The 19,849-nt window shown below is 58.5% G+C and carries 19 protein-coding genes and 1 tRNA gene; 11 read left to right on the top strand and 9 right to left on the bottom strand.

The window, feature by feature from the left end; genetic code table 11:
• The first annotated feature begins 23 nt into the window (after positions 1-23).
• On the top strand, positions 24-656 hold the full coding sequence (locus LGL98_RS00365; RefSeq protein WP_136032190.1) for a pyridoxamine 5'-phosphate oxidase family protein: 633 nt from the start codon (positions 24-26) through the stop codon (positions 654-656).
• Entirely contained in the window at positions 653-1,123 is a 471-nt protein-coding gene (locus LGL98_RS00370) for a nuclear transport factor 2 family protein (protein ID WP_136032189.1), read from the top strand. Before LGL98_RS00365 ends, LGL98_RS00370 begins: the two co-directional genes overlap by 4 nt.
• 20 nt (positions 1,124-1,143) lie before the next feature.
• Here LGL98_RS00370 and LGL98_RS00375 read toward each other — a convergent pair whose 3' ends face one another.
• Complete coding sequence (locus LGL98_RS00375; RefSeq protein WP_136032187.1) at positions 1,144-1,680, bottom strand: carboxymuconolactone decarboxylase family protein; 537 nt, start codon at positions 1,678-1,680, stop codon at positions 1,144-1,146.
• A 118-nt stretch (positions 1,681-1,798) separates the two neighbouring features.
• Here LGL98_RS00375 and LGL98_RS00380 point away from each other — a divergent pair, with 118 nt between their 5' ends.
• The 3 genes from LGL98_RS00380 to LGL98_RS00390 all read left to right on the top strand — a co-directional run bounded on the left by LGL98_RS00380 (position 1,799) and on the right by LGL98_RS00390 (position 4,521).
• On the top strand, positions 1,799-2,704 hold the full coding sequence (locus LGL98_RS00380; protein WP_136032185.1) for an AraC family transcriptional regulator: 906 nt from the start codon (positions 1,799-1,801) through the stop codon (positions 2,702-2,704).
• Between the two features lie 128 nt (positions 2,705-2,832).
• Positions 2,833-3,642, top strand: a complete 810-nt coding sequence (gene nlpA / locus LGL98_RS00385; RefSeq protein WP_136032184.1) for a lipoprotein NlpA — start codon at positions 2,833-2,835, stop codon at positions 3,640-3,642.
• Between the two features lie 24 nt (positions 3,643-3,666).
• Positions 3,667-4,521 carry a DMT family transporter gene (locus LGL98_RS00390; protein ID WP_136032181.1) on the top strand — a complete coding sequence of 285 codons (855 nt, stop codon included), beginning with the start codon at positions 3,667-3,669 and terminating at the stop codon, positions 4,519-4,521.
• Here LGL98_RS00390 and LGL98_RS00395 read toward each other — a convergent pair.
• Positions 4,511-5,071 carry an NUDIX domain-containing protein gene (locus LGL98_RS00395; RefSeq protein ID WP_136032179.1) on the bottom strand — a complete coding sequence of 187 codons (561 nt, stop codon included), beginning with the start codon at positions 5,069-5,071 and terminating at the stop codon, positions 4,511-4,513. The genes LGL98_RS00390 and LGL98_RS00395 overlap by 11 nt on opposite strands.
• 166 nt (positions 5,072-5,237) lie before the next feature.
• Between LGL98_RS00395 and LGL98_RS00400 the strand changes: the two genes are divergently transcribed.
• Both LGL98_RS00400 and LGL98_RS00405 read left to right on the top strand, forming a co-directional pair.
• Positions 5,238-6,017, top strand: a complete 780-nt coding sequence (locus LGL98_RS00400; protein ID WP_136032177.1) for an MBL fold metallo-hydrolase — start codon at positions 5,238-5,240, stop codon at positions 6,015-6,017.
• 21 nt (positions 6,018-6,038) lie between these two features.
• On the top strand, positions 6,039-6,992 hold the full coding sequence (locus LGL98_RS00405) for a GlxA family transcriptional regulator (protein ID WP_136032175.1): 954 nt from the start codon (positions 6,039-6,041) through the stop codon (positions 6,990-6,992).
• Here LGL98_RS00405 and LGL98_RS00410 read toward each other — a convergent pair.
• On the bottom strand, positions 6,989-8,038 hold the full coding sequence (locus LGL98_RS00410) for an NAD(P)-dependent alcohol dehydrogenase (RefSeq protein ID WP_136032174.1): 1,050 nt from the start codon (positions 8,036-8,038) through the stop codon (positions 6,989-6,991). The genes LGL98_RS00405 and LGL98_RS00410 overlap by 4 nt on opposite strands.
• 372 nt (positions 8,039-8,410) lie before the next feature.
• Between LGL98_RS00410 and LGL98_RS00415 the strand changes: the two genes are divergently transcribed.
• Entirely contained in the window at positions 8,411-9,109 is a 699-nt protein-coding gene (locus tag LGL98_RS00415; RefSeq protein WP_136032172.1) for a winged helix-turn-helix transcriptional regulator, read from the top strand.
• Between the two features lie 49 nt (positions 9,110-9,158).
• On the opposite strand, the gene LGL98_RS00420 is transcribed toward LGL98_RS00415, so the two are convergent.
• The 4 genes from LGL98_RS00420 to LGL98_RS00435 all read right to left on the bottom strand — a co-directional run bounded on the left by LGL98_RS00420 (position 9,159) and on the right by LGL98_RS00435 (position 11,304).
• Positions 9,159-9,449 (bottom strand): putative quinol monooxygenase, encoded by a 291-nt coding sequence (locus tag LGL98_RS00420; RefSeq protein WP_136032171.1) that lies wholly within the window; start codon positions 9,447-9,449, stop codon positions 9,159-9,161.
• A gap of 1 nt (position 9,450) precedes the next feature.
• Positions 9,451-10,458, bottom strand: coding sequence for a zinc-binding alcohol dehydrogenase family protein (locus tag LGL98_RS00425; protein WP_136032169.1), 1,008 nt, complete (start codon positions 10,456-10,458; stop codon positions 9,451-9,453).
• A 112-nt stretch (positions 10,459-10,570) separates the two neighbouring features.
• Positions 10,571-11,038 carry a DUF3237 domain-containing protein gene (locus LGL98_RS00430; RefSeq protein WP_136032167.1) on the bottom strand — a complete coding sequence of 156 codons (468 nt, stop codon included), beginning with the start codon at positions 11,036-11,038 and terminating at the stop codon, positions 10,571-10,573.
• A gap of 171 nt (positions 11,039-11,209) precedes the next feature.
• A tRNA-Sec gene (locus LGL98_RS00435) sits at positions 11,210-11,304 on the bottom strand.
• 292 nt (positions 11,305-11,596) lie between these two features.
• Between LGL98_RS00435 and LGL98_RS00440 the strand changes: the two genes are divergently transcribed.
• From LGL98_RS00440 to LGL98_RS00450, 3 genes are all read left to right on the top strand, one after another.
• Complete coding sequence (locus tag LGL98_RS00440; protein ID WP_014906761.1) at positions 11,597-12,991, top strand: glycoside-pentoside-hexuronide family transporter; 1,395 nt, start codon at positions 11,597-11,599, stop codon at positions 12,989-12,991.
• Between the two features lie 12 nt (positions 12,992-13,003).
• Positions 13,004-15,322, top strand: coding sequence for an alpha-xylosidase (gene yicI / locus LGL98_RS00445; protein ID WP_136032165.1), 2,319 nt, complete (start codon positions 13,004-13,006; stop codon positions 15,320-15,322).
• 159 nt (positions 15,323-15,481) lie between these two features.
• Positions 15,482-16,204 carry a MurR/RpiR family transcriptional regulator gene (locus LGL98_RS00450; RefSeq protein WP_136032163.1) on the top strand — a complete coding sequence of 241 codons (723 nt, stop codon included), beginning with the start codon at positions 15,482-15,484 and terminating at the stop codon, positions 16,202-16,204.
• Positions 16,205-16,681: 477 nt separating this feature from the next.
• Here the strand turns inward: LGL98_RS00450 and LGL98_RS00455 are convergent, their stop codons facing one another.
• Together LGL98_RS00455 and LGL98_RS00460 are read right to left on the bottom strand one after the other, a co-directional pair.
• Positions 16,682-18,061 (bottom strand): family 4 glycosyl hydrolase, encoded by a 1,380-nt coding sequence (locus LGL98_RS00455; protein WP_136032161.1) that lies wholly within the window; start codon positions 18,059-18,061, stop codon positions 16,682-16,684.
• A 12-nt stretch (positions 18,062-18,073) separates the two neighbouring features.
• Complete coding sequence (locus LGL98_RS00460) at positions 18,074-19,633, bottom strand: PTS transporter subunit EIIC (protein ID WP_136032159.1); 1,560 nt, start codon at positions 19,631-19,633, stop codon at positions 18,074-18,076.
• Between the last annotated feature and the right edge of the window lie 216 nt (positions 19,634-19,849).

Consider the following 19,849-nt stretch of genomic DNA (forward strand, 5'->3'; position numbering starts at 1 on the left):
GGCGCCAGACAACAGGAGGCGCTATGGCAGCAACCTTTCTCGATATCGCCATCACCCCGGACGTGATGGATGTGCAGCATGAAATGGGCAGCGACTCGCTGTGGCAAACGCCGCACAGTCGCCGCCAGGCCGACCATTTCGGCGACAGCGAAGCGGGGATGATCGCCACCCGCGACAGCTTTTATCTGGCGACGGTGTCGCAGAGCGGCTGGCCCTACATTCAGCATCGCGGCGGCCCGGCGGGGTTTCTGCATCTGCTGGATGAAACCACCCTGGCGATGGCGGATTTCGGCGGCAACCGCCAGTACATCACCACCGGCAATCTGCGCGGCAGCGACCGGGCCTGCCTGTTTTTGATGGATTATCCACGCCGTGCCAGGCTGAAAATCTACGCCACCGTCGAGGTGCTGGCGGCAGAGGACCACCCGCAACTGCTGGCGCAGGTGGCGCCGGCCAACTATCGCGCCCGCATCGAGCGCCTGTTTCTCTTTCATTTGCAGGCGTTTGACTGGAACTGCCCGCAGCACATTACGCCGCGTTACAGCGCGCAGCAGGTGGCGGAGTACAGCCAGAACCTGCAGCAACGTATTCATGACCTGGAGCAGGAGAATCAGCGCCTGCAGCAGCAATTAGCCCGCAGAGGAGAGTCAGTATGACCGAACAACGTCCCCCGTTACCGCCGTTTACCCGCGAGAGCGCTATCCAGAAGGTCCGCGCCGCGGAAGATGGCTGGAACAGCCGCGATGCGGAAAAAGTCGCCCTGGCCTACACCGTGGATAGCGAATGGCGCAACCGCAGCGAATTTGTCCACGGCAGGGGGCAAATTGTTGAGTTCCTGCAGCGAAAATGGCGCAAAGAGCAGCAATACCGGCTGATTAAGGAGCTATGGGCATGGCAGGAGAATCGCATCGCCGTGCGCTTCGCCTATGAGTGGTGTGACGACAGCGGCAACTGGTTTCGCTCGTATGGCAATGAAAACTGGGAGTTTGATAAGCACGGGCTGATGCAGACGCGCTACGCCTGCATCAACGATCTGCCGATTGCCGAGAGCGAGCGCCTGTTCCACTGGCCCCAGGGCCGTCGCCCGGACGATCATCCGGGGCTCAGCGAGCTGGGGCTGTAAAACCGGCGCCGCCTCGCGGGTTAATCGGCTTTCGGGAAGTCAACCACCGTGTCGTTAACCCGGTTCACCATGTTGGTGAACAGGATCGCGCTGATGGCGCTGATAATCTCAATCACCTGCTGGTCGCTAAAACCGGCGTTGCGCAGCGCGGCGACGTCGGCTTCCGGCAGCGTGCCGGTGGTGGTCACCAGCGTCTGCGCGAATTTCACCAGCGCATCAAGCTGCGCCTCTTCCGCATACTCCCCGCGGCGCAGGGCATGGATTTGTTCGCTGCTGAAGCCGGCTTTTTTCGCCATCAGGGTATGCGCGGCCAGACAGTAGTCACAGCCGGTGGCTTCGCTGACCGACAGGTTAATCGCTTCCAGCTGTTGGGCGCTGAGGCTGCCTTTATGGAGCATCGCATTGTGCGCCAGCGCCTGCTGCAGCGCCGCCGGCGAGTGGCCGCCGATGGTCAGGTAGGCGTTCGGCACTTTGCCCATCGTTTTTTTGATCCCGGCGAAAATATCGGCGGCTTTGCCGGTGGCATCTTGTTCACGGATATCAGCTAAACGGCTCATGGTTAACTCCTGTTGTTATCGAGGGTATGTGTTGGCAATGGAGTCATCTTAGGCGCTTGCCGCATGCTAGACTGGCGGTCTTCGTCTCACCTTTTTGTCTTATCGTCTCAGGAGAAGCATGGACAGTCTCAGTCATCTGCTGGCGCTGCTGGCGCCGCGCTGCGAAGTGAACCTGCACTGTCGCTTCGGCGGCCGCTGGCAGGCCGGGCACCAGCAAATGCGCAGCGGCGTGGTGCCATGGCACGTGGTGCTGCGCGGCGAGGGGCGGCTCAACGTCGGCGGCCAGACCCATCACCTGCGCGCGGGGGATGTCGTCCTCCTGCCCCACGGTTCGCCGCACCTGATGGAGAGCCTGGTGGAATGGGGCCAGGTGCTGCCGGTGGCGCACCGGTTTAACGGAACGGTGACGGAAATGCGCGCCGGCCCGGCGGAGGGGGCGCTGGAGATGCTGTGCGGGGAATTCTATTTTGGTCCGCACGTCAGCTGGTTGTTCACTGCAGAATCGACGCTGATCCATCTCCATACCGATACGCGTGAAGACTGTCCGGAGCTGGATGCGCTGCTTAACGTGCTGGTACGTGAGAGCCTGGCGCAGCGTCCCGGCGGCAGCGCTATTGTGCGCAGCCTCGGCGATACGCTGCTGGTGCTCCTGCTGCGCATGCTGCTTGGCGAGCAGCAGCCGCCCGGTGGACTGCTGCGCCTGATGAGCGATGAACGCCTGATGCCGGCGGTGCTGGCGGTGATGGCGACCCCGGAGCAGCCGTGGACGCTGGAAAGCATGGCCGCCCGCGCGTTTTTATCACGGGCCACCTTTGCCCGTCATTTTGCCCGCGTCTATCACCTGACGCCGCAGGCGTGGCTGTCGCAGTTGCGAATGGCGCTGGCCGCCCGGCTGCTGCGCCTGGAGCGTCAGACCAACCTCGAGGTCATTGCCGAACGCTGCGGCTTTCAGTCGCTGGCGTCCTTCTCGAAGCGTTTCAAAATGCGCTATGGCGTGACGCCGGGCGAGTGGCGCCGGGGCTAGCGCGTCGCGTTCCGCGAAGATGATTTTATTTCCAGTTGCGTGGTTTGCTGTTTATTACCCGACCCGAAAGTCGCTATAGTTTTGCACGAAAAAAACAATGACAATCAGGACGGACAGGGGTGATGAGGATGAAATTACGTTTACGGGTCGCCGCCGCAGTGATGCTGGCGGGTCTGGTACTGGTCGGCTGCGACCAAAAGGGGAATGACGCAAAGCACATTAAGGTCGGCGTGATTAACGGCGCCGAGCAGGATGTGGCGGAAGTGGCGAAGAAGGTGGCCAAAGAGAAGTACGGTCTGGAGGTCGAGCTGGTGGGATTCAGCGGCTCGCTGCTGCCTAACGAATCAACCAACGCCGGCGATCTGGACGCCAACGTCTTCCAGCATCGGCCTTTCCTTGAGCAGGATAACAAAGCGCATAACTATCATCTGGTGGCGGTCGGGAATACCTTCGTCTTCCCAATGGCCGGCTATTCGCGCAAGATCAAGTCAGTCGCCGAACTGAAAGACGGCGCGACGATCGCTATTCCCAACGATCCGACCAATCTCGGGCGGGCGCTGCTGCTGCTGCAAAAAGAGAAGCTGATTACCCTCAAAGCCGGGACCGGCCTGCTGCCGACGGCGGTGGATATCACCGACAACCCGCATAATCTGAAAATTATGGAGCTGGAAGGGGCGCAACTGCCGCGCGTGCTCGACGATCCCAAAGTCGACGTGGCCATCATCAGCACCACCTACCTGCAGCAAACCGGGCTGTCGCCGGTTCGCGACGGCATTTTTATCGAAGATAAAAACTCGCCCTACGTGAACATCATCGTGACCCGGGAAGACAATAAAGACGCGGAAAACGTGAAGGAGTTTATGCAGTCGTACCAGTCGCCGGAGGTGGCAAAGGCGGCAGAGACTATCTTCAACGGCGGCGCGGTGCCGGGCTGGTAAGCCAACACACAGGGAGAGGCGCGTATGGTACGCCAACGGCAGGCTGACCTGCTGCTGATTGCCGCGACGGTAATTGCCGCCTGCGGCTGGATTTTTTCCCGCGAGGCGATCGCCGGCATGCCGGTATTCGCGTTCCTTGGGCTGCGCTTTTTCTTCGCTGCGCTGCTTTTGCTGCCGTTCTGCCGCGGTTTTCGCCCGCAAAAGCAGCACTGGCCAAAACTCATCATCAGCGGACTCTGGTTTGCGCTCAACCTCTGCCTGTGGATCTATTCGGTTTCCACGACGGCGTCGCTCGGCGAAGGGGCGTTTATCATGAGCCTGTCGATGCTGTTCGTCCCGCTGACCGCGTGGGTGATGATGAAAGTGCGCCCGCCGCGTGCCTGGTGGGAGTGCCTGCCGATCGCGGTGGTGGGCCTCGGGCTGCTCAGCCTGCATATGCCCATAGTGTTTCACCCCAGCCAGGGCTGGTTTTTGCTGACCGCGCTGGTGCAGTCGATCTGGTTCTGTTACACCAGCCGCTGCGCGCGTGAAGTGCCGCTGATCCCCCTGACCACCGTGCAGCTGGCGATCACCGGTATCGTCGGGTTGACCATCTCCGCTGCCGTTGAACGCTGGGACCAGCCGATGACCCTGCCGACTCTCGGCTGGCTGGTGGCCAGCATTGTCATCGCCACCAGCCTGCGCTTCGGTCTGCAGATGAAGGGGCAGAAGTACGCGACGGTGGCCAGCGCGGCCATCATTATGGTGATCGAGCCGCTGCTGACGGTGATTGCCGCCGCGCTGTGGTACGGTGAACAGCTGCCGCTGCAGAAGATTATCGGCGGCGTGCTGATCCTGGTAGCCCAGCTGTGGTTCCGCTGGCGGATGCTTAAGCCGTAAGCGGGCCAGTTCGCCGCTGCGCCATCAGCTGCAGCAGGGGCACCAGCGACAGCCCGTCCGGCATCTCGCCGCGGGCGATCAGCTGGTTTATCTCGTCGAAGGTAAACCAGCCGGTTTCCATCACCTCATCTTGTTCCGCGTCCATACCAACCCAGCGTAAACCGGTGGCCAGCCAGGTGATAAACAGCTGATCGCTGCTGCCGTAGGAGGGGTTAAAACGAATAATCTCCTCGACGCGTTGCGCCTGCCAGCCGGTCTCTTCCCGCAGCTCGCGCAGCGCGGCGACCGCCGGGTCTTCCCCTTCATCGACGCCGCCTGACGGAATGGCCCACACCACCTTGTCGATCAGGTAGCGGTAGTGGCGAATCAGCAGCACTTTCTCATCCTGAATGGCCACAATCCCCACCGCCGGGCGTGGATAGTGAATGGAATAAAAGTCGCGGCGCTCGCCGGGAGCGACATCAATACCCACCTTACGCATGCTGAACCACGGCGTCTCGGCGATGACCTGCGGGTCGTGCATATCGGCGGCGGTCAGTTTCTTTTTCATTCTGCCACTCCTGTCAAAAATTGAGCCTTAAGAACAACATAGCTGGAGGCGGATGGCAACCGCCGCAGGTTGGCCCGATTCCATCGATCATTGCCCAAACGCCCCTGTTGAGCCAGGCGGGGACTCAGTACGATGTTCGTCAGATGACCCCCAGAGGAATGCCAACATGAACATCACCCACATCCGTAATGCGACCCAGATTATTGACTACGCCGGGAAAAGATTTCTCATCGACCCGATGCTGGCGGACAAAGGCGCCTGGCCGGGTTTTCCGGGCACCGCGCGCAGCGAACTGCGCAATCCGCTGGTTGAGCTGCCATTTTCCCGCGATAAAATTGTCGACGTTGACGCGGTGATCGTCACCCACACCCATGACGATCACTGGGACGCGGCGGCGATCGCCGCGATCCCGAAAACCCGGCCGGTGTTCGTCCAGCATGAGGCCGACGCCGCGCTGCTGCGCAGCCAGGGATTTCAGGATCTGCGCCTGCTGTCGGCAGACAGCGAATTTGCCGGCGTGAACCTGCAAAAGACCACTTCCGGGCAACACGGCAGCGACCGGACCTACGCGGTGCCGGCGATGGCTGAACGCCTGGGCGAGGCCTGCGGCGTGGTGTTTCGCCATCCGCAGGAGAAGACGCTGTGGCTGATGGGGGATACCATTTGGCGTGATGACATTGCAGCCGACCTGCTGAAGCTGCGCCCGGACGTGGTGGTGTTGAACGCCGGCTACGCCCACGTCATCGGCTTTGGTCCGATTATTATGGGCAAGGAAGATCTCCTGAACGTGCACTTCACCCTGCCGGAAGCGAAAATCATGGCTATTCACCTCGAGGCGGTCAACCACTGCCTGGTGAGTCGGGAAGAGATGCGCCAGTATGCGCTGGATAATCAGATTGCCGATGTGGTGTCTATCCCGCAGGATGGAGAAACCGTCGTTTATTGACATGCGTAAGGGGAAGGGACGATGAAACTCACCGACGTGGCGATTGTCGCTGTAGAGGGCTTTAGCCCGTTTCATTACGCCGTCCCCTGCATGCTGTTTGGCGATTCAGTCTCTGAAATCAAACGCTTTAATCTGCACATTTGCGCCGAGCGGCCGGGGCTGCTGCGCGCCCGCGATGGTTTTGCGTTGTACGCCACCGGCGATTACACCGCGCTGGAACAGGCAGATATCGTGGTGGTGCCTTACTGGGGCGAGGTCGATCGGCGTCCGCCGCAGGCGCTGCTTGATAGCCTGGTGCGGGCGCGGGATAACGGCGCGGAAATCGTCGGCCTGTGTCTCGGCGCGTTCGTCCTTGGCTACACCGGGCTGCTGGACGGGAAACGTGCAGCGACCCACTGGGAGTTTGAGCAGGATTTCCAGCGCCGGTTTCCGCAGGTGCAGCTGGATATCAACGCCCTGTACGTCGATGACCAGCGGATCATTACTTCGGCGGGCACCGCGGCGGCGCTGGACTGCTGCCTCTACATCATCCGCCAGCGTTTCGGCAGCCTCGCGGCCAACCAGATCGCCCGGCGGATGATTGTTTCGCCACACCGCGAGGGCGGCCAGGCGCAGTTTATCGCCCAGCCGGTGCCGACAAACACCCGCGATGCGCGAATCAACTGCCTGCTGGATTATCTGCAGCAGCATATTGCCGAGCCGCACAGTCTCGATTCGCTGGCCCGGGTGGTGGCGATGAGCCGCCGTACCCTGACCCGCCACTTCGCCCGGGCAACCGGGATGAGCATTACCGACTGGCTGACCGCCGAACGTCTGCGCCGCAGCCAGACTCTGCTTGAGGCGGGGGATCTGCCGGTCGAGCAGGTGGCGGAGGCGGTGGGCTATGTTTCAGCGGTCACCTGGCGCCAGCAGTTTAAAGCGCGCTTTGGCGTCAGCCCGACGGAATGGCGGCGTACCTTTCGTCGTGGCGCTTAGCCGGCGAGGGTCGCACTGTCGATCACGAAGCGGTATTTCACGTCACCCTTGACCATTCTTTCCCAGGCTTCGTTGATCTCATCGCCGCGGATCAATTCGATATCGGCGACGATGCCGTGTTCGGCGCAGAAGTCGAGCATCTCCTGAGTTTCCGGAATACCGCCGATCATCGAGCCGGCAATCGACCGGCGGCGGAAGATCAGATTGAACACTTCCGGCGACGGATGCGGCGTGGCCGGAGCGCCCACGAGAGTCATGGTGCCATCGCGTTTCAGCAGCGTGGTGAAGGCATCGAGATTGTGCGGCGCCGCCACGGTGTTAAGGATGAAATCGAAGCTTTTAACATGGTTTGCCATTTCGTCTTCATTGCGCGATACCACCACTTCATCAGCGCCCAGCGCTCTGGCCGCGTCGCGTTTGGATTCGGAGGTGGTAAAGGCCACCACGTGGGCCCCCATGGCATGGGCCAACTTGATCCCCATATGCCCCAGGCCGCCGATGCCGACCACGCCGACTTTTTTACCCGGCCCGGCGTGCCAGTGGCGCAGCGGCGAGTAGGTGGTGATCCCGGCGCACAGCAACGGGGCGACGGCGGCCAGCTGCGCTTCGGGATGAGTTATCCGCAGCACGTAGCGTTCATTGACCACGATCTGCTGGGAATAGCCGCCCAGAGTGTGGCCCGGCGCGTCCTGGGTTGGGCCGTTATAGGTCAGCACCATGTTGTCGCAGTAGTTCTCCAGCCCTTCAGCGCACTCTTCGCACTGTTGACAGCTATCAACCATGCAACCGACGCCCACCAGATCGCCGACGGCGTAGCGCGAGACGGCGTTGCCGACCGCGGTCACCCGACCCACAATTTCATGCCCCGGCACGCAGGGATACAGCGTTCCTGCCCATTCCGATCGCGCCTGGTGGAGATCGGAGTGGCAGACGCCGCAGTAAGCGATGGCGATCTGTACATCCTGCGGCCCCGGGTCGCGGCGGGTGATGGCCATTGATTCCAGCGGCTGGCTGGCGGAGTAGGTACCAATAGCGTTGATCAGCATAGCGAAACCTCTTCTTGATGAATGGACTCAATAGAACGGGAGGGGAATGCGGGTGGTCAGTGGCATCGATAAGCGTAGCCTGGACTGGCCGAGATGCGAGGGGGAAAGCGGTAGAGAAACCCTCAGGCGCGGCGTTAGCCAGCGCAGTAAATAATAAGGTGGCCTTATCTTTATCGCCGCTAAGCCTTATAGGTAATTACGGCAAATAGTATTATTTCTTCCTGTAAAATAGAGATAAATAGTTATTGCAGATAATGATACTTACACTCTTTTTAACTCAGTAACGTCTTGTCTTTTATTCGTTATTTCTCCTGTTGATACTATGATTCTCTACGAATCACTTTTTCAACCTGACCTGATGGCATAAAAACCATGTCGATACCTGATGCCAATTGTCCTGGCGACTCGGCCTTACCGTCCTTTTTCTACGGTAGACGGACCAAACCGTTAACCTCGGTGGAAGCCTTATACGCTGCGTTCCTGCCCGCCAGTTCTCCCTTTACCCTGGCGCGTTCGACCTACTACCGTTTTCCCCCGATGCCGGACGAAGCCGGATTAATTCTGCTCGAAGAAGGAATTGCCTCGCTGTGCCATGCGGAAAACAATATGGTTATATCGACGATATTTTCCCCGTCGCTATTCGGATTAATCGATGGCTATGGCGTGTTTGACGGCATTCCGGAAAAACACCACTGTTCTCTGTTTGCTGAGACAAATTTGCAGGGGCGCTGGATAGCACATCAGGCGGCGGCCGAGATCCTGAGTAAGCAAAACCTGTGGCAGGAAATGGCCCATATTCTGGCGCAGCGGCTGATGGTGTTGAGCATGCGTTCACAGGAGATGGTGGGGGTGGATTCTTACCTGATGGTGCGAACCCTGTTAATGGAGTTGGCGGACTATCCGGAGGCGTATCGTCAACAAATCAACGTGTTAAGCTTTATACAACGCCGTACCAACCTGTCGCGCAGCCGCATTATGTCGATTCTGTCGGAGCTGCGCAAAGGCGACTATATCCTTATCCACCGTGGAGTGCTAAAGACCATCGCCCACCCGCTTCCCGCTCACTTTTAAGCCTGTGCGACGGAGGGGTGTGATTTTCCACCCCTCGTGAACCGGCCTGCTAAGGTTCAATCGCCGTCAGGTAGTCCAGCCGCAGCGGTTCAGCCAGTAAACTCTCCATCTGCGAAACAAACGCCTGAAAATAGGGCATCGCGACATGGGCATCGAGGGCGTCCTGTCCCTGCCACGCCTCGCGCATATAGAATGTGTCTGGCGTGTCGCGCAGCTGAAACAGGGCGTAGTCGAGGTTGCCCGGCTCCTGTCTCGTCGGCAGGAGCAGCGCCTGCAGGGCCTGGCGCAGGGCATCCGTTTGGCCCGGTTTCGCCTTGAGCACGGCGATAAGCGATATCATCTTAAAACCCCTCCAGCACGATCTTGCCGACGGCGCGTCCGGTTTCCAGCTGGCGATGCGCTTTCTGCAGATTGGCGGCGGTGATGGCGCCATAGTGTTCGCCAAGGGTGGTCTTGATCGTGTGGTTGTCGATCAGCGCCGCCACGCGGGTGAGCAACTGATGCTGGGCGATCATGTCATCGGTCTCAAACATAGACCGGGTGAACATAAATTCCCAGTGCAGGGACAGGCTTTTCGCTTTCAGCGGCACCACGTCCAGGGTCTGTGGATCGTCAATCAGCGCCAGTTTGCCCTGCGGGGCGAGGGCGTCGATCAGCGCTTTGAAGTGCTGCTCGGTGTTGGTCAGGCTGGCGACATGGGTCACCGACGTGATGCCAATGCGCGCCAGCTCGTCGGCGAGCGGCTTGCTGTGATCGATCACATGGTGCGCGCCCGCCTCCTGGACCCATTGCTGGCTTTCCGGACGCGACGCGGTGCCAATCACCGTCATGCCGGTCAGTTTACTGGCCAGTTGCGTCAGGATCGACCCCACACCCCCCGCCGCGCCGACGATCAGCAGCGTGTCGCCCGCATTGCCGCCTTCCTCAACGCCGAGACGGTGAAACAGCAGCTCCCAGGCGGTGATCGCCGTCAGCGGCAGCGCGGCGGCGGCGGCATTATCGAGGGTGCGCGGTTTGTGCGCCACCAGGCGCTCATCCACCAGCTGATATTCACTGTTGCTGCCGGCCCGGCCCAGCGCGCCGGCGTACCAGACCTCGTCCCCGGGCGCGAACAGCGTGACCTCCTCACCGACGGACTGCACTACGCCAACGGCATCCCAGCCCAGCACCCGCGGCGTGTCGCCCTGGAATCCCGCGCGCACTTTGGTGTCTACTGGATTGACCGAGATAGCCTTCACAGCGACCAGCAGGTCACGCCCGCGGGCCGTGGGGATCGGCAGGTCGATCTCGGTTAAAGAAGGGATGTTGTTGCCGTCAGCGGCGGCTTGAGTAATGGCGATAGCTTTCATAACTGCTCCGGTCTGTGATTCGGGTGAATGAAAAGATGGAGCCATCGTAGACCGCTGCCGGGAGGGGAAAAACGGGCTAACGGCAATAACAGTTATATGCAGAAAGTGAAAATCAGCCCACCTGATAGAAGTCGAGCATCACGCCATCCTGGGTCCGGCCACCGGTGCAGATAAACAGCGAGGTGGTTAGCCAGCTGAGCGCGGGAGTATCCACCTCAAAGGTGGGCACGGTGCGAAAATAGATGGATTCTGGCGGAATATCGCTAAAAAATCGCATATCGTCGGCGAAAAGCTGGTCATGATACTGGGCCGGCACCCGGCGGATGCCATTGTTTTCCACATAGACCGTCCCTTCCGCCACCTGCAGGGCATAGCGGGCGGACAGCCTGCAGGTGCCGTCGGGTTCGATTATCTGGCTGTCGACGCCGCCGGGTAATACGTGGCCGCGAAGTTGACCCGAGACGCTGCCGCCGACAATCGGGATCAGCTGGCGCTTACCGGTCTGCGGACTGCGGGAGACGATTACCGGTTTATCAACCTGGATGGTAATGGAAAAACAGTGTCTGAGTTCGGGGGTCATTATGGCTCTCCTGTCTGCTTCGGTTGGTAACGGCACGCGGCCACAGTGCCAGTGTAACGGGTTCGCAGGAGACAAAATAACGCAGAGTTTGGATGAAAATGATTGGCTGGGATGATGGGTTTGGGAGAGCTCAGGTTGGTATGGCGTGGCTGTGGGGGAGCAGAGGCAAACTGGCGGAAGATCACAGGAGTTGAACCTGCCCGGGACCGCTGGCGGCCCCAACTGGATTTGAAGTCCAGCCACCTCACCGGAGATGACGATCTTCCGCGCCTCGATTGCTACATGGAGGCGGGGCGCATTATAGCTACTTTCAGCCGTTTACCACATACCTGAATGCACTTTTTTACTGTGAAAACTGGACTTTACAGAACAGTCCTGGACAAATCCTCACAAAATCCGTGAGTTACACTTTTTCACTCCCTGATTCCCTACCACGATCACAGAAAACAAGAAACGTAATCTGATAACGAGATATCGCAATTCATCTTATTGCGGCAAAGGTTTACAAAAATCGTAACCGGTACCAACCCTCGGTGCCGCTAAGGGAATAGTGCGCATATGAAAGATCACATTTTGTCCGTCAAAGAGAAAATTGGTTATGGCATGGGTGATGCTGCCAGCCACATTATTTTTGATAACGTCATGTTGTACATGATGTTTTTTTACACCGATATTTTTGGTATCCCTGCTGGCTTTGTTGGCACCATGTTCCTGCTGGCGCGCGCGCTGGACGCGATTTCCGACCCGTGCATGGGTCTGCTTGCCGACCGTACCCGCAGCCGCTGGGGTAAGTTCCGCCCATGGATCCTCTTCGGCGCTATCCCGTTCGGCCTCGTCTGCGTGCTGGCCTACAGCTCGCCGGATTTAAGCCACAACGGCAAGCTGATCTACGCCGCCGTGACCTACACGCTGCTGACCCTGCTCTACACCGTGGTGAATATCCCCTACTGCGCGCTCGGCGGCGTGATCACCGACAACCCTACGCAGCGCATCTCGCTGCAGTCCTGGCGCTTCGTGCTGGCGACGGCGGGCGGCATGCTCTCCACCGTGCTGATGATGCCGCTGGTCAACTTTATCGGCGGCGAAGACAAAGCGCTCGGCTTCCAGGGGGGCATTGCGGTGCTGTCGGTGATTGCCTTCCTGATGCTGGCCTTCTGCTTCTTTACCACCAAAGAGCGTGTCGAAGCGCCGCCGAGCAGTACCTCGATGCGTGAAGACCTGCGCGATATCTGGCGCAATGACCAGTGGCGGGTGGTCGGCGTGCTCACCATCCTCAATATCCTCGCGGTCTGCGTTCGCGGCGGCGCGATGATGTACTACACCACCTGGATCATGGGCTCGGCGGCGCTGTTCACCGCCTTCCTCACTACCTACTGCGTCGGCAACCTGATTGGCTCGGCGCTGGCGAAACCGCTGACCGACTGGAAATGCAAAGTCAGCGTCTTCTGGTGGACCAACGCTCTCCTGGCGGTGCTTAGCGTGGCGATGTTCTTCGTACCGATGGACGCCGAAATCACCATGTTTGTCTTTATCTTTGTCATTGGCGTACTGCACCAGTTGGTGACGCCAATCCAGTGGGTGATGATGTCCGACACCGTCGACTACGGCGAATGGTGCAACGGCAAACGCCTGACCGGCATCAGCTTCGCCGGCACCCTGTTCGTGCTCAAGCTGGGGCTGGCGCTGGGCGGCGCGCTGATCGGCTGGATGCTGGCCGGCGGCGGCTATGACGCCGCCGCCAAAACCCAGAACAGCGCCACCCTCACCATTATTATCGCCTTGTTCACCCTCGTTCCGGCGGTGTGCTACCTGTTGAGCGCGGTGATCGCCAAACGCTACTACACGCTGAAAACGCCGTTCCTGAAAAAAATGATGGCCGAGCTGGCCGAGGGCGCGCGTCGCAACGAACAAGAATTCACGGCAGCCCCGATCGACAAAGAATGGCAAAACTAAGAGGACGTTTTAATGAAAATCAGTGATGGAAACTGGCTCATTCAACCAGGGCTTAACCTGATCCAACCCGTACAGGTTTACGAGGTGGAGCAGCAGGGAAATGAAATGGTGGTCTATGCCGCGCCGCGCGATGTCCGCGAACGCGCCTGGCAGCTGGATACGCCATTGTTCACTCTGCGCTTTTTCTCCCCCCAGGAAGGAATAATCGGCGTGCGTCTGGAGCACTTCCAGGGCGCGATGGATAACGGCCCGCACTATCCGCTGAACGTGCAGAAAGACGTCCATGTCGAAATAGAAAATACAGCCGAATTCGCTGAGCTGAAAAGCGGCAGCCTCAGCGTGCGCGTCACCAAAGGTGAATTCTGGGCGCTGGATTTTCTGCGCGACGGCGTGCGTATCACCGGTAGCCAGCTGAAAAACAACGGCTATGTGCAGGATAGTAAGACTGAGCGCAACTACATGTTCGAGCGCCTCGACCTCGGCGTCGGCGAAACCGTCTACGGCCTCGGCGAGCGCTTTACCGCGCTGGTGCGCAACGGCCAGACGGTAGAAACCTGGAACGAAGACGGCGGCACCAGCACCGAGCAATCCTACAAAAATATCCCGTTCTATCTGACCAACCGCGGCTACGGCGTGCTGGTGAATCATCCGCAGCGCGTCTCCTTCGAGGTGGGCTCGGAGAAAGTCTCTAAAGTCCAGTTCAGTGTTGAAGGCGAATACCTTGAGTACTTCGTCATCGACGGCCCGACGCCGAAAGCGGTGCTTAACCGCTATACGCAGTTCACCGGCCGCCCGGCGCTGCCGCCGGCATGGTCGTTTGGTCTGTGGCTGACGACCTCGTTTACCACCAACTATGACGAAGCGACGGTGAATAGTTTTATCGACGGCATGGCTGAGCGTAATCTGCCGCTGCATGTCTTCCACTTCGACTGCTTCTGGATGAAGGCCTTCCAGTGGTGCGATTTTGAATGGGATCCGCAGACCTTCCCGGACCCGGAAGGGATGATCAAGCGCCTGAAGGCGAAAGGCCTGAAGGTCTGCGTGTGGATCAACCCGTACATCGGCCAGCGTTCGCCGGTGTTCAAGGAGCTCAAAGAGAAGGGCTATCTGCTGAAGCGCCCGGACGGTTCGCTGTGGCAGTGGGATAAGTGGCAGCCGGGGCTGGCGATTTATGACTTCACCAATCCGGAAGCCTGTCAGTGGTACGCCGACAAACTAAAAGGTCTGGTGGCGATGGGGGTCGACTGCTTCAAGACCGACTTTGGCGAGCGTATCCCGACCGACGTCCAGTGGTTTGACGGTTCCGACCCGCAGAAAATGCACAACCACTACGCATTCATCTATAACGAGCTGGTGTGGAAGGTGCTGAAAGAGACCGTCGGCGAGCAGGAGGCGGTGCTGTTCGCCCGCTCCGCCTCGGTGGGCGCGCAGCAGTTCCCGGTGCACTGGGGCGGCGACTGCTACGCCAACTACGAATCGATGGCGGAAAGCCTGCGCGGCGGGCTGTCGATCGGCATGTCCGGCTTCGGGTTCTGGAGTCACGATATCGGCGGTTTCGAAAACACCGCGCCGGCCCACGTTTATAAGCGCTGGTGTGCCTTTGGCCTGCTGTCGAGCCACAGCCGGCTGCACGGCAGCAAATCCTATCGGGTGCCATGGGCCTACGACGAAGAGTCCTGCGACGTGGTACGCCACTTCACGCAGCTGAAATGCCGCATGATGCCGTATCTCTATCGCCAGGCGGCACTGGCCAACGAGTGCGGCACGCCGATGCTGCGCGCGATGATGCTCGAATTCCCGGACGATCCGGCCTGCGACTATCTCGACCGCCAGTATATGCTGGGTGATTCGGTCCTGGTGGCGCCGGTGTTCTCCGAGGCCGGGGAGGTGCAGTTTTATCTGCCGGAAGGACACTGGACGCACCTGTGGCATAACGATGAATTGCCGGGCAACCGCTGGCATAAGCAGCATCACGATGCGCTGAGCCTGCCGGTCTACGTTCGCGACAACACTCTACTGGCGCTGGGCAACAACGACCAGAAACCCGATTACGCCTGGCATGAAGGCACCGCCTTCCAGCTGTTCCACCTCGAGGATGGACGCGAGACACGCTGTGACGTTCCGGCGGCAGACGGCTCGACGATCTTCACTCTGAAGGCCAGGCGCCAGGGCAACACCATCGCTGTCAGCGGCGAAGGCGAGGCCCGCGGCTGGACGCTGTGTCTGCGCAATATCCCGCAGATAGCGGGCGTGCAGGGTGGGACGCAGGCCGGCAGCGAATGGGGTGTGGTGGTGAGCGCCGAGGGCAATACGCTGACGATTACCCTGTAAAACACCATCTTAACGGCTGCAGCCCTCTTCGCCCGGCGGAGAGGGTTTTTTTATTCCATTTTTGTACAAAAAGTAACGTTCATTTCATAGTGGTGACTCAGGCCGCAGACGCTGTCGCCGAACGGTGGTAGCGTATTCTGCCGCTGAGAGGAGCCCGCCATGGACTTAGAAAATATCTTTCGTGACGTGAAGCTAAGCAAAACGGAAATGACCGTGCTGCGCTTTATCCAGAACGACCCGGAGCAGTGTATCCGCAAGGGGATCCGCGCCGTGGCGGAGCAGTGCTACAGCAACCCCTCTTCGCTGGTACGGTTGGCGAAAAAGCTTAAGTTCAGCGGCTGGCTGGAGCTGGTCTATTTCATCAAGTTCAATATCACCATGCCGAAGCTCGATGTCACCAACGATATCGACTATATGAGCATTCAGCCGGAAGAAGCGCTGTCGCCGCTGCTGGCAAGCCTTAAACAGCAGCGCATCCTGATCCACGGCAGCGGCTTTTCACAACTGATCGCCCAGTATATTTACAACAAATTCCTCGTCACCGGCGTGAATGCCAGCCTGGCGCTGTGGCCGGATTACGAAATCCTCGAACAGAAAAACGCTGCCTGCTTCGACTCCATCTGGATCATTTCCAAATCCGGGCGCAGCAGCTCAGCGCTCAACTGGGTAAAGGCCCTGGAGGGGAAGGAGATTAATCTGGTCTGCTTTACCGGTGACTACCAAAGCCCGCTGGCGCAGGCTGCGGATACGGCGTTTATTATTCACGACCCGCAGAAGTTCGATGATGATATTTACTGGAGCAACCCGTTTTTCGGCTACTGCATATTGGGCTTTGAGCGGTTGTTAAAAATGTGGTTTACAAGCGCACCTTGCACGATGTAGCCCCGCTAAGCGCAGCGCGAGCGGGGGAGCATTCCCGGATGGCGGCTGGCGCCTTATCCGGGCTACCGGATTATGCGGCTATTTTGTCGGGTGGCGGCTTACGCCTGACCCGACCTACATAAAACACAACCGCTCCGTTCGTAGCCCTGCTAAGCGCAGCGCGAGCGGGGGAGCATTCCCGGATGGCGGCTGGCGCCTTATCCGGGCTACCGGGTGATGCGGCTATTTTGTCGGGTGGCGGCTTACGCCTGACCCGACCTACATAAAACACACCGCTCCGTTCGTAGCCCCGCTAAGCGCAGCGCGAGCGGGGGAGCATTCCCGGATGGCGGCTGGCGCCTTATCCGGGCTACCGGATGATGCGGCTATTTTGTCGGGTGGCGGCTTACGCCTGACCCGACCTACATAAAACACACACCGCTCCGCTCGTAGCCCCGCTAAGCGCAGCGCGAGCGGGGGAATCCCATTGGCAGCGGATTACCGCCAGGCGGCGAACTGATCATCGTCGAGGTAGGCCTCGACCAGGGTTTTTGCCAGCGAATAGGAACCGATCAGCGGGTGCGCCATCAGCGCCCGCACCGCCAGCGATTTATCCTGCTGCAGGATCGCCGCCACCGCCAGCCGCTCATACTCCTTCACGCAGGCAATCATATTTTTCTGCGCCGTCGGTACCTTGACTGGCGTCACCGGCTTGAGGCCATCCCGGCTCAGGTCGCAGCTGATCTCGATCACGTCGTCAGGGCGTAAAAAATCGAGAGTGCCATTATTCTGGATCGATACCACGATCCGCTTGGTGGTGGTGCTGTTCACCGCTTCCAGAATATCCAGCGCCACCCCGGCGTAGCCGCCGGTATCCGGCTCTTCGATAAACTGGCGCAGCGTCAGCGGTTCGCGGGTGTGGAATTTCTCCTGCTGCGACTCGTTCTGCATGTAGCTGTTTTCCCGGCGCAGGTAATGCTGCATCCAGATGGTAAAGGCGGCTTCTGGCTGCGTTCTGACATCCACGGTGCGCAGCGCTTCGCGCATCTCATGATTGATGTGAGCGATCTGCTCTCCGCGCGTCTCGCCGGCCTCCTGAATCGCCTTCAGCGCCACCTCGCGATAGTAGTAATAATAGAGATATTCATTGAGTAGCTGATTATCGCAAAGCCGCACCAGCTCGGGTGAGAAGTACTGCATCGCCGTCTTCTGGTACAGCTCCGGGCTGGCGATCAGCCGTTCGGTTACCTCTTCCCCGCGAACGGTGAAGTGGGTAAACCAGGAGAAATGGTTCAGCCCATAGCATTCCACGCTGAGGTCGCGTTCCTCACAGCCAAGGATCGCTGGCAATTCACGAATCAGCTCGGAGGGAGCATCGCAGATCCCATAGACCCGGCGCTTAAAGCCGGACTTAATAATCGCTTCCGTCACCAGACCTGACGGGTTGGTAAAGTTAAACAGAATGGCGTCGTCGGCGGCATGTTCTTCGATCAGCCGGCAATAGCGAAGGATCGCCGGGATCGAGCGCATGGCCATCGCGAAGCCGCCGGCGCCAGTGGTCTCCTGGCCGAGGGTGTTATGCTGCAGCGCAATGCGTTCGTCGCGAATGCGGCTTTCGTCACCGCCAACCCGCAGGGTGGTAATGATATAGTTGGCATCCTGCAGCGCCGCGACCGGGTCGGTAGTGGTACTAAACTGAATATCCGGGCGAATAGTATTAAATACATAGCGGGCAATTTCGCCAAATATCGCCAGATTATCCGCGGAATTATCGAGAAAAATGACTTCTGTTAAACCAATGCGGTGAGCGTTATAGGCCAGAGATTTCGCTAAAAATGCAGAGCGAACGCCGCCCCCGCCTAATACGGTTAATTTCATACAAACTCCTCATTAATTTTCTGCTAACCAGTTATCAACCCGGGAACGTACCTGTCCCACTTTTACGCCATAAATAACCTGAACTTCATTTCGATTTCGTACGACGCCGTTGGCGCCGGTATTTTTTAATTGCGCGTCATCAACCCTCGCCATATCGCGCACGGTCACGCGCAAGCGAGTAAAACAATTATCGACGGAAAGAATATTCTCCTTGCCCCCGAGACCGCGGATAATGTCATCGGTGACCGATTGCGGCTGCGCAACTTTCTGACGGTACTCTGCTTTGCTGTAGAGCTTCACGTTCTCGTCATCTTCCCGGCCCGGCGTTTTCAGGTTCAGTTTCACCACCAGGGTACGGAAAATTACGTAGTAGACGGCAAACTGGCCGATACCGATAAGGACATAGCCCGGCCAGCGCGTTAACGAGACCGGCAGCGGCAGGTTATAGATCAGAAACTCGATCAGGCCCGATGCTCCCCAGGGACGTACGGTGAAAATGTCGCAAATGGCCTGCGAGGCGGCGGTTAACGTCGCGTGGATCACCCACAGCAGCGGCGAGACAAACAAGAAAGTAAACTCAATCGGTTCGGTGATGCCGGTCAGCATCGAGGTGATGATCGCTGGCAGTAGAATCGCCTTTGCCATCGCTTTTTTTTCCGGCTTCGCGGTGTGGTAGAACGCCAGCGAGGCGCCCGCCAGGCCAAAGATAGTGGTCATCCCTTGTTGCGAAAAACGTAATGCGTCGTTCATGACCGGCGTTAGGTCGGGATGGCGCATATAGGCGAGGAAAATGGCCTGGGTGCCGGAGACCACCTGACCATCCACGTTCAGCGTGCCGCCAATTTGGGTGAGCTGGAAGGGGGACCAGACGAAATGGTGCAGGCCGGTTGGGATAAGAAATTTTTCAAAGAAACCATAGACGAAGACCCCGGCAACCCCAGCATTTTTCATAAAACCGGTGAGGGCAGAGATGCCGTGGGTCATAAAGGGCCAAATCCAGGTAAAGGCGATGGCGTAGAAGATAACCACCGGCGTCATCGCCACCAGCGTTAGCTTGGCGCCACCGTACATCGACAGCGCGCCGGGCAGCTCAATGGCTGAGACTTTATTGTGCACCCACGCAATCGTGCAGCCGAGAATAATGCCAAGGAAAACACCCATATCCACCACCACAAAGCCCAGCAGCTGGGTTTGTCCGGTGCCATAATATTCACCGTTAATTTTTTCGGCGAGTCCGTGGATATGTTCCAGCCAGGAGTGGTTGGCGCCAAGAAACATAATGAAGCACATGACTGCAACCAGCGCAACTTCGGTTTTTTTATCTTTTGCCAGGCCATAGCTAATACCGACGCAAAATAATAAGCCGAGATTGCCAAATAAAGGCCAAAAGGTGTCGCCGAGCATTTGACCAAGCTGGTGTAAGAAACTGGTTTCAGCAATTAATGTCGGATTAGTTAATACTGAACTGAGGGCCAGAATTAAACCAATGACCGGCAAGAACAATACGGCGCCGATCATGGCCCGGGAGAATTTTTGCATATTCTCCAGAATACGTTGACGTATTTCAGGCATGATTGATCCTTTTATATTTTTGTAGGTACAGGGAGCGGTTTGTTTTTATCGACTTCCAGTATTTTGGTTATAGCAATTCTGGTATTTGAAAGGAACTTGTTGCGCTAAATAGGTACAGATAGCCGCGTATTGCGTACAGGTTTCAGGACCCTCACGCCAACACTCTCCCTGAAAGGGAGAGTGTTATCAGAGTGGAATTTTTGCAGAGAAGTATTC

It is taken from the genome of Klebsiella africana, assembly GCF_020526085.1.
In the GTDB taxonomy this organism is placed as follows: domain Bacteria; phylum Pseudomonadota; class Gammaproteobacteria; order Enterobacterales; family Enterobacteriaceae; genus Klebsiella; species Klebsiella africana.

What these genes read in the sequence shown, in the direction of transcription:
- LGL98_RS00365 (WP_136032190.1), top strand. Translation starts at nt 24, where the DNA reads ATGGCAGCAACCTTTCTCGATATCGCCATCACCCCGGACGTGATGGAT.
- LGL98_RS00370 (WP_136032189.1), top strand. Translation starts at nt 653, where the DNA reads ATGACCGAACAACGTCCCCCGTTACCGCCGTTTACCCGCGAGAGCGCT.
- LGL98_RS00375 (WP_136032187.1), bottom strand. Translation starts at nt 1,680, where the DNA reads ATGAGCCGTTTAGCTGATATCCGTGAACAAGATGCCACCGGCAAAGCC.
- LGL98_RS00380 (WP_136032185.1), top strand. Translation starts at nt 1,799, where the DNA reads ATGGACAGTCTCAGTCATCTGCTGGCGCTGCTGGCGCCGCGCTGCGAA.
- nlpA (WP_136032184.1), top strand. Translation starts at nt 2,833, where the DNA reads ATGAAATTACGTTTACGGGTCGCCGCCGCAGTGATGCTGGCGGGTCTG.
- LGL98_RS00390 (WP_136032181.1), top strand. Translation starts at nt 3,667, where the DNA reads ATGGTACGCCAACGGCAGGCTGACCTGCTGCTGATTGCCGCGACGGTA.
- LGL98_RS00395 (WP_136032179.1), bottom strand. Translation starts at nt 5,071, where the DNA reads ATGAAAAAGAAACTGACCGCCGCCGATATGCACGACCCGCAGGTCATC.
- LGL98_RS00400 (WP_136032177.1), top strand. Translation starts at nt 5,238, where the DNA reads ATGAACATCACCCACATCCGTAATGCGACCCAGATTATTGACTACGCC.
- LGL98_RS00405 (WP_136032175.1), top strand. Translation starts at nt 6,039, where the DNA reads ATGAAACTCACCGACGTGGCGATTGTCGCTGTAGAGGGCTTTAGCCCG.
- LGL98_RS00410 (WP_136032174.1), bottom strand. Translation starts at nt 8,038, where the DNA reads ATGCTGATCAACGCTATTGGTACCTACTCCGCCAGCCAGCCGCTGGAA.
- LGL98_RS00415 (WP_136032172.1), top strand. Translation starts at nt 8,411, where the DNA reads ATGTCGATACCTGATGCCAATTGTCCTGGCGACTCGGCCTTACCGTCC.
- LGL98_RS00420 (WP_136032171.1), bottom strand. Translation starts at nt 9,449, where the DNA reads ATGATATCGCTTATCGCCGTGCTCAAGGCGAAACCGGGCCAAACGGAT.
- LGL98_RS00425 (WP_136032169.1), bottom strand. Translation starts at nt 10,458, where the DNA reads ATGAAAGCTATCGCCATTACTCAAGCCGCCGCTGACGGCAACAACATC.
- LGL98_RS00430 (WP_136032167.1), bottom strand. Translation starts at nt 11,038, where the DNA reads ATGACCCCCGAACTCAGACACTGTTTTTCCATTACCATCCAGGTTGAT.
- LGL98_RS00440 (WP_014906761.1), top strand. Translation starts at nt 11,597, where the DNA reads ATGAAAGATCACATTTTGTCCGTCAAAGAGAAAATTGGTTATGGCATG.
- yicI (WP_136032165.1), top strand. Translation starts at nt 13,004, where the DNA reads ATGAAAATCAGTGATGGAAACTGGCTCATTCAACCAGGGCTTAACCTG.
- LGL98_RS00450 (WP_136032163.1), top strand. Translation starts at nt 15,482, where the DNA reads ATGGACTTAGAAAATATCTTTCGTGACGTGAAGCTAAGCAAAACGGAA.
- LGL98_RS00455 (WP_136032161.1), bottom strand. Translation starts at nt 18,061, where the DNA reads ATGAAATTAACCGTATTAGGCGGGGGCGGCGTTCGCTCTGCATTTTTA.
- LGL98_RS00460 (WP_136032159.1), bottom strand. Translation starts at nt 19,633, where the DNA reads ATGCCTGAAATACGTCAACGTATTCTGGAGAATATGCAAAAATTCTCC.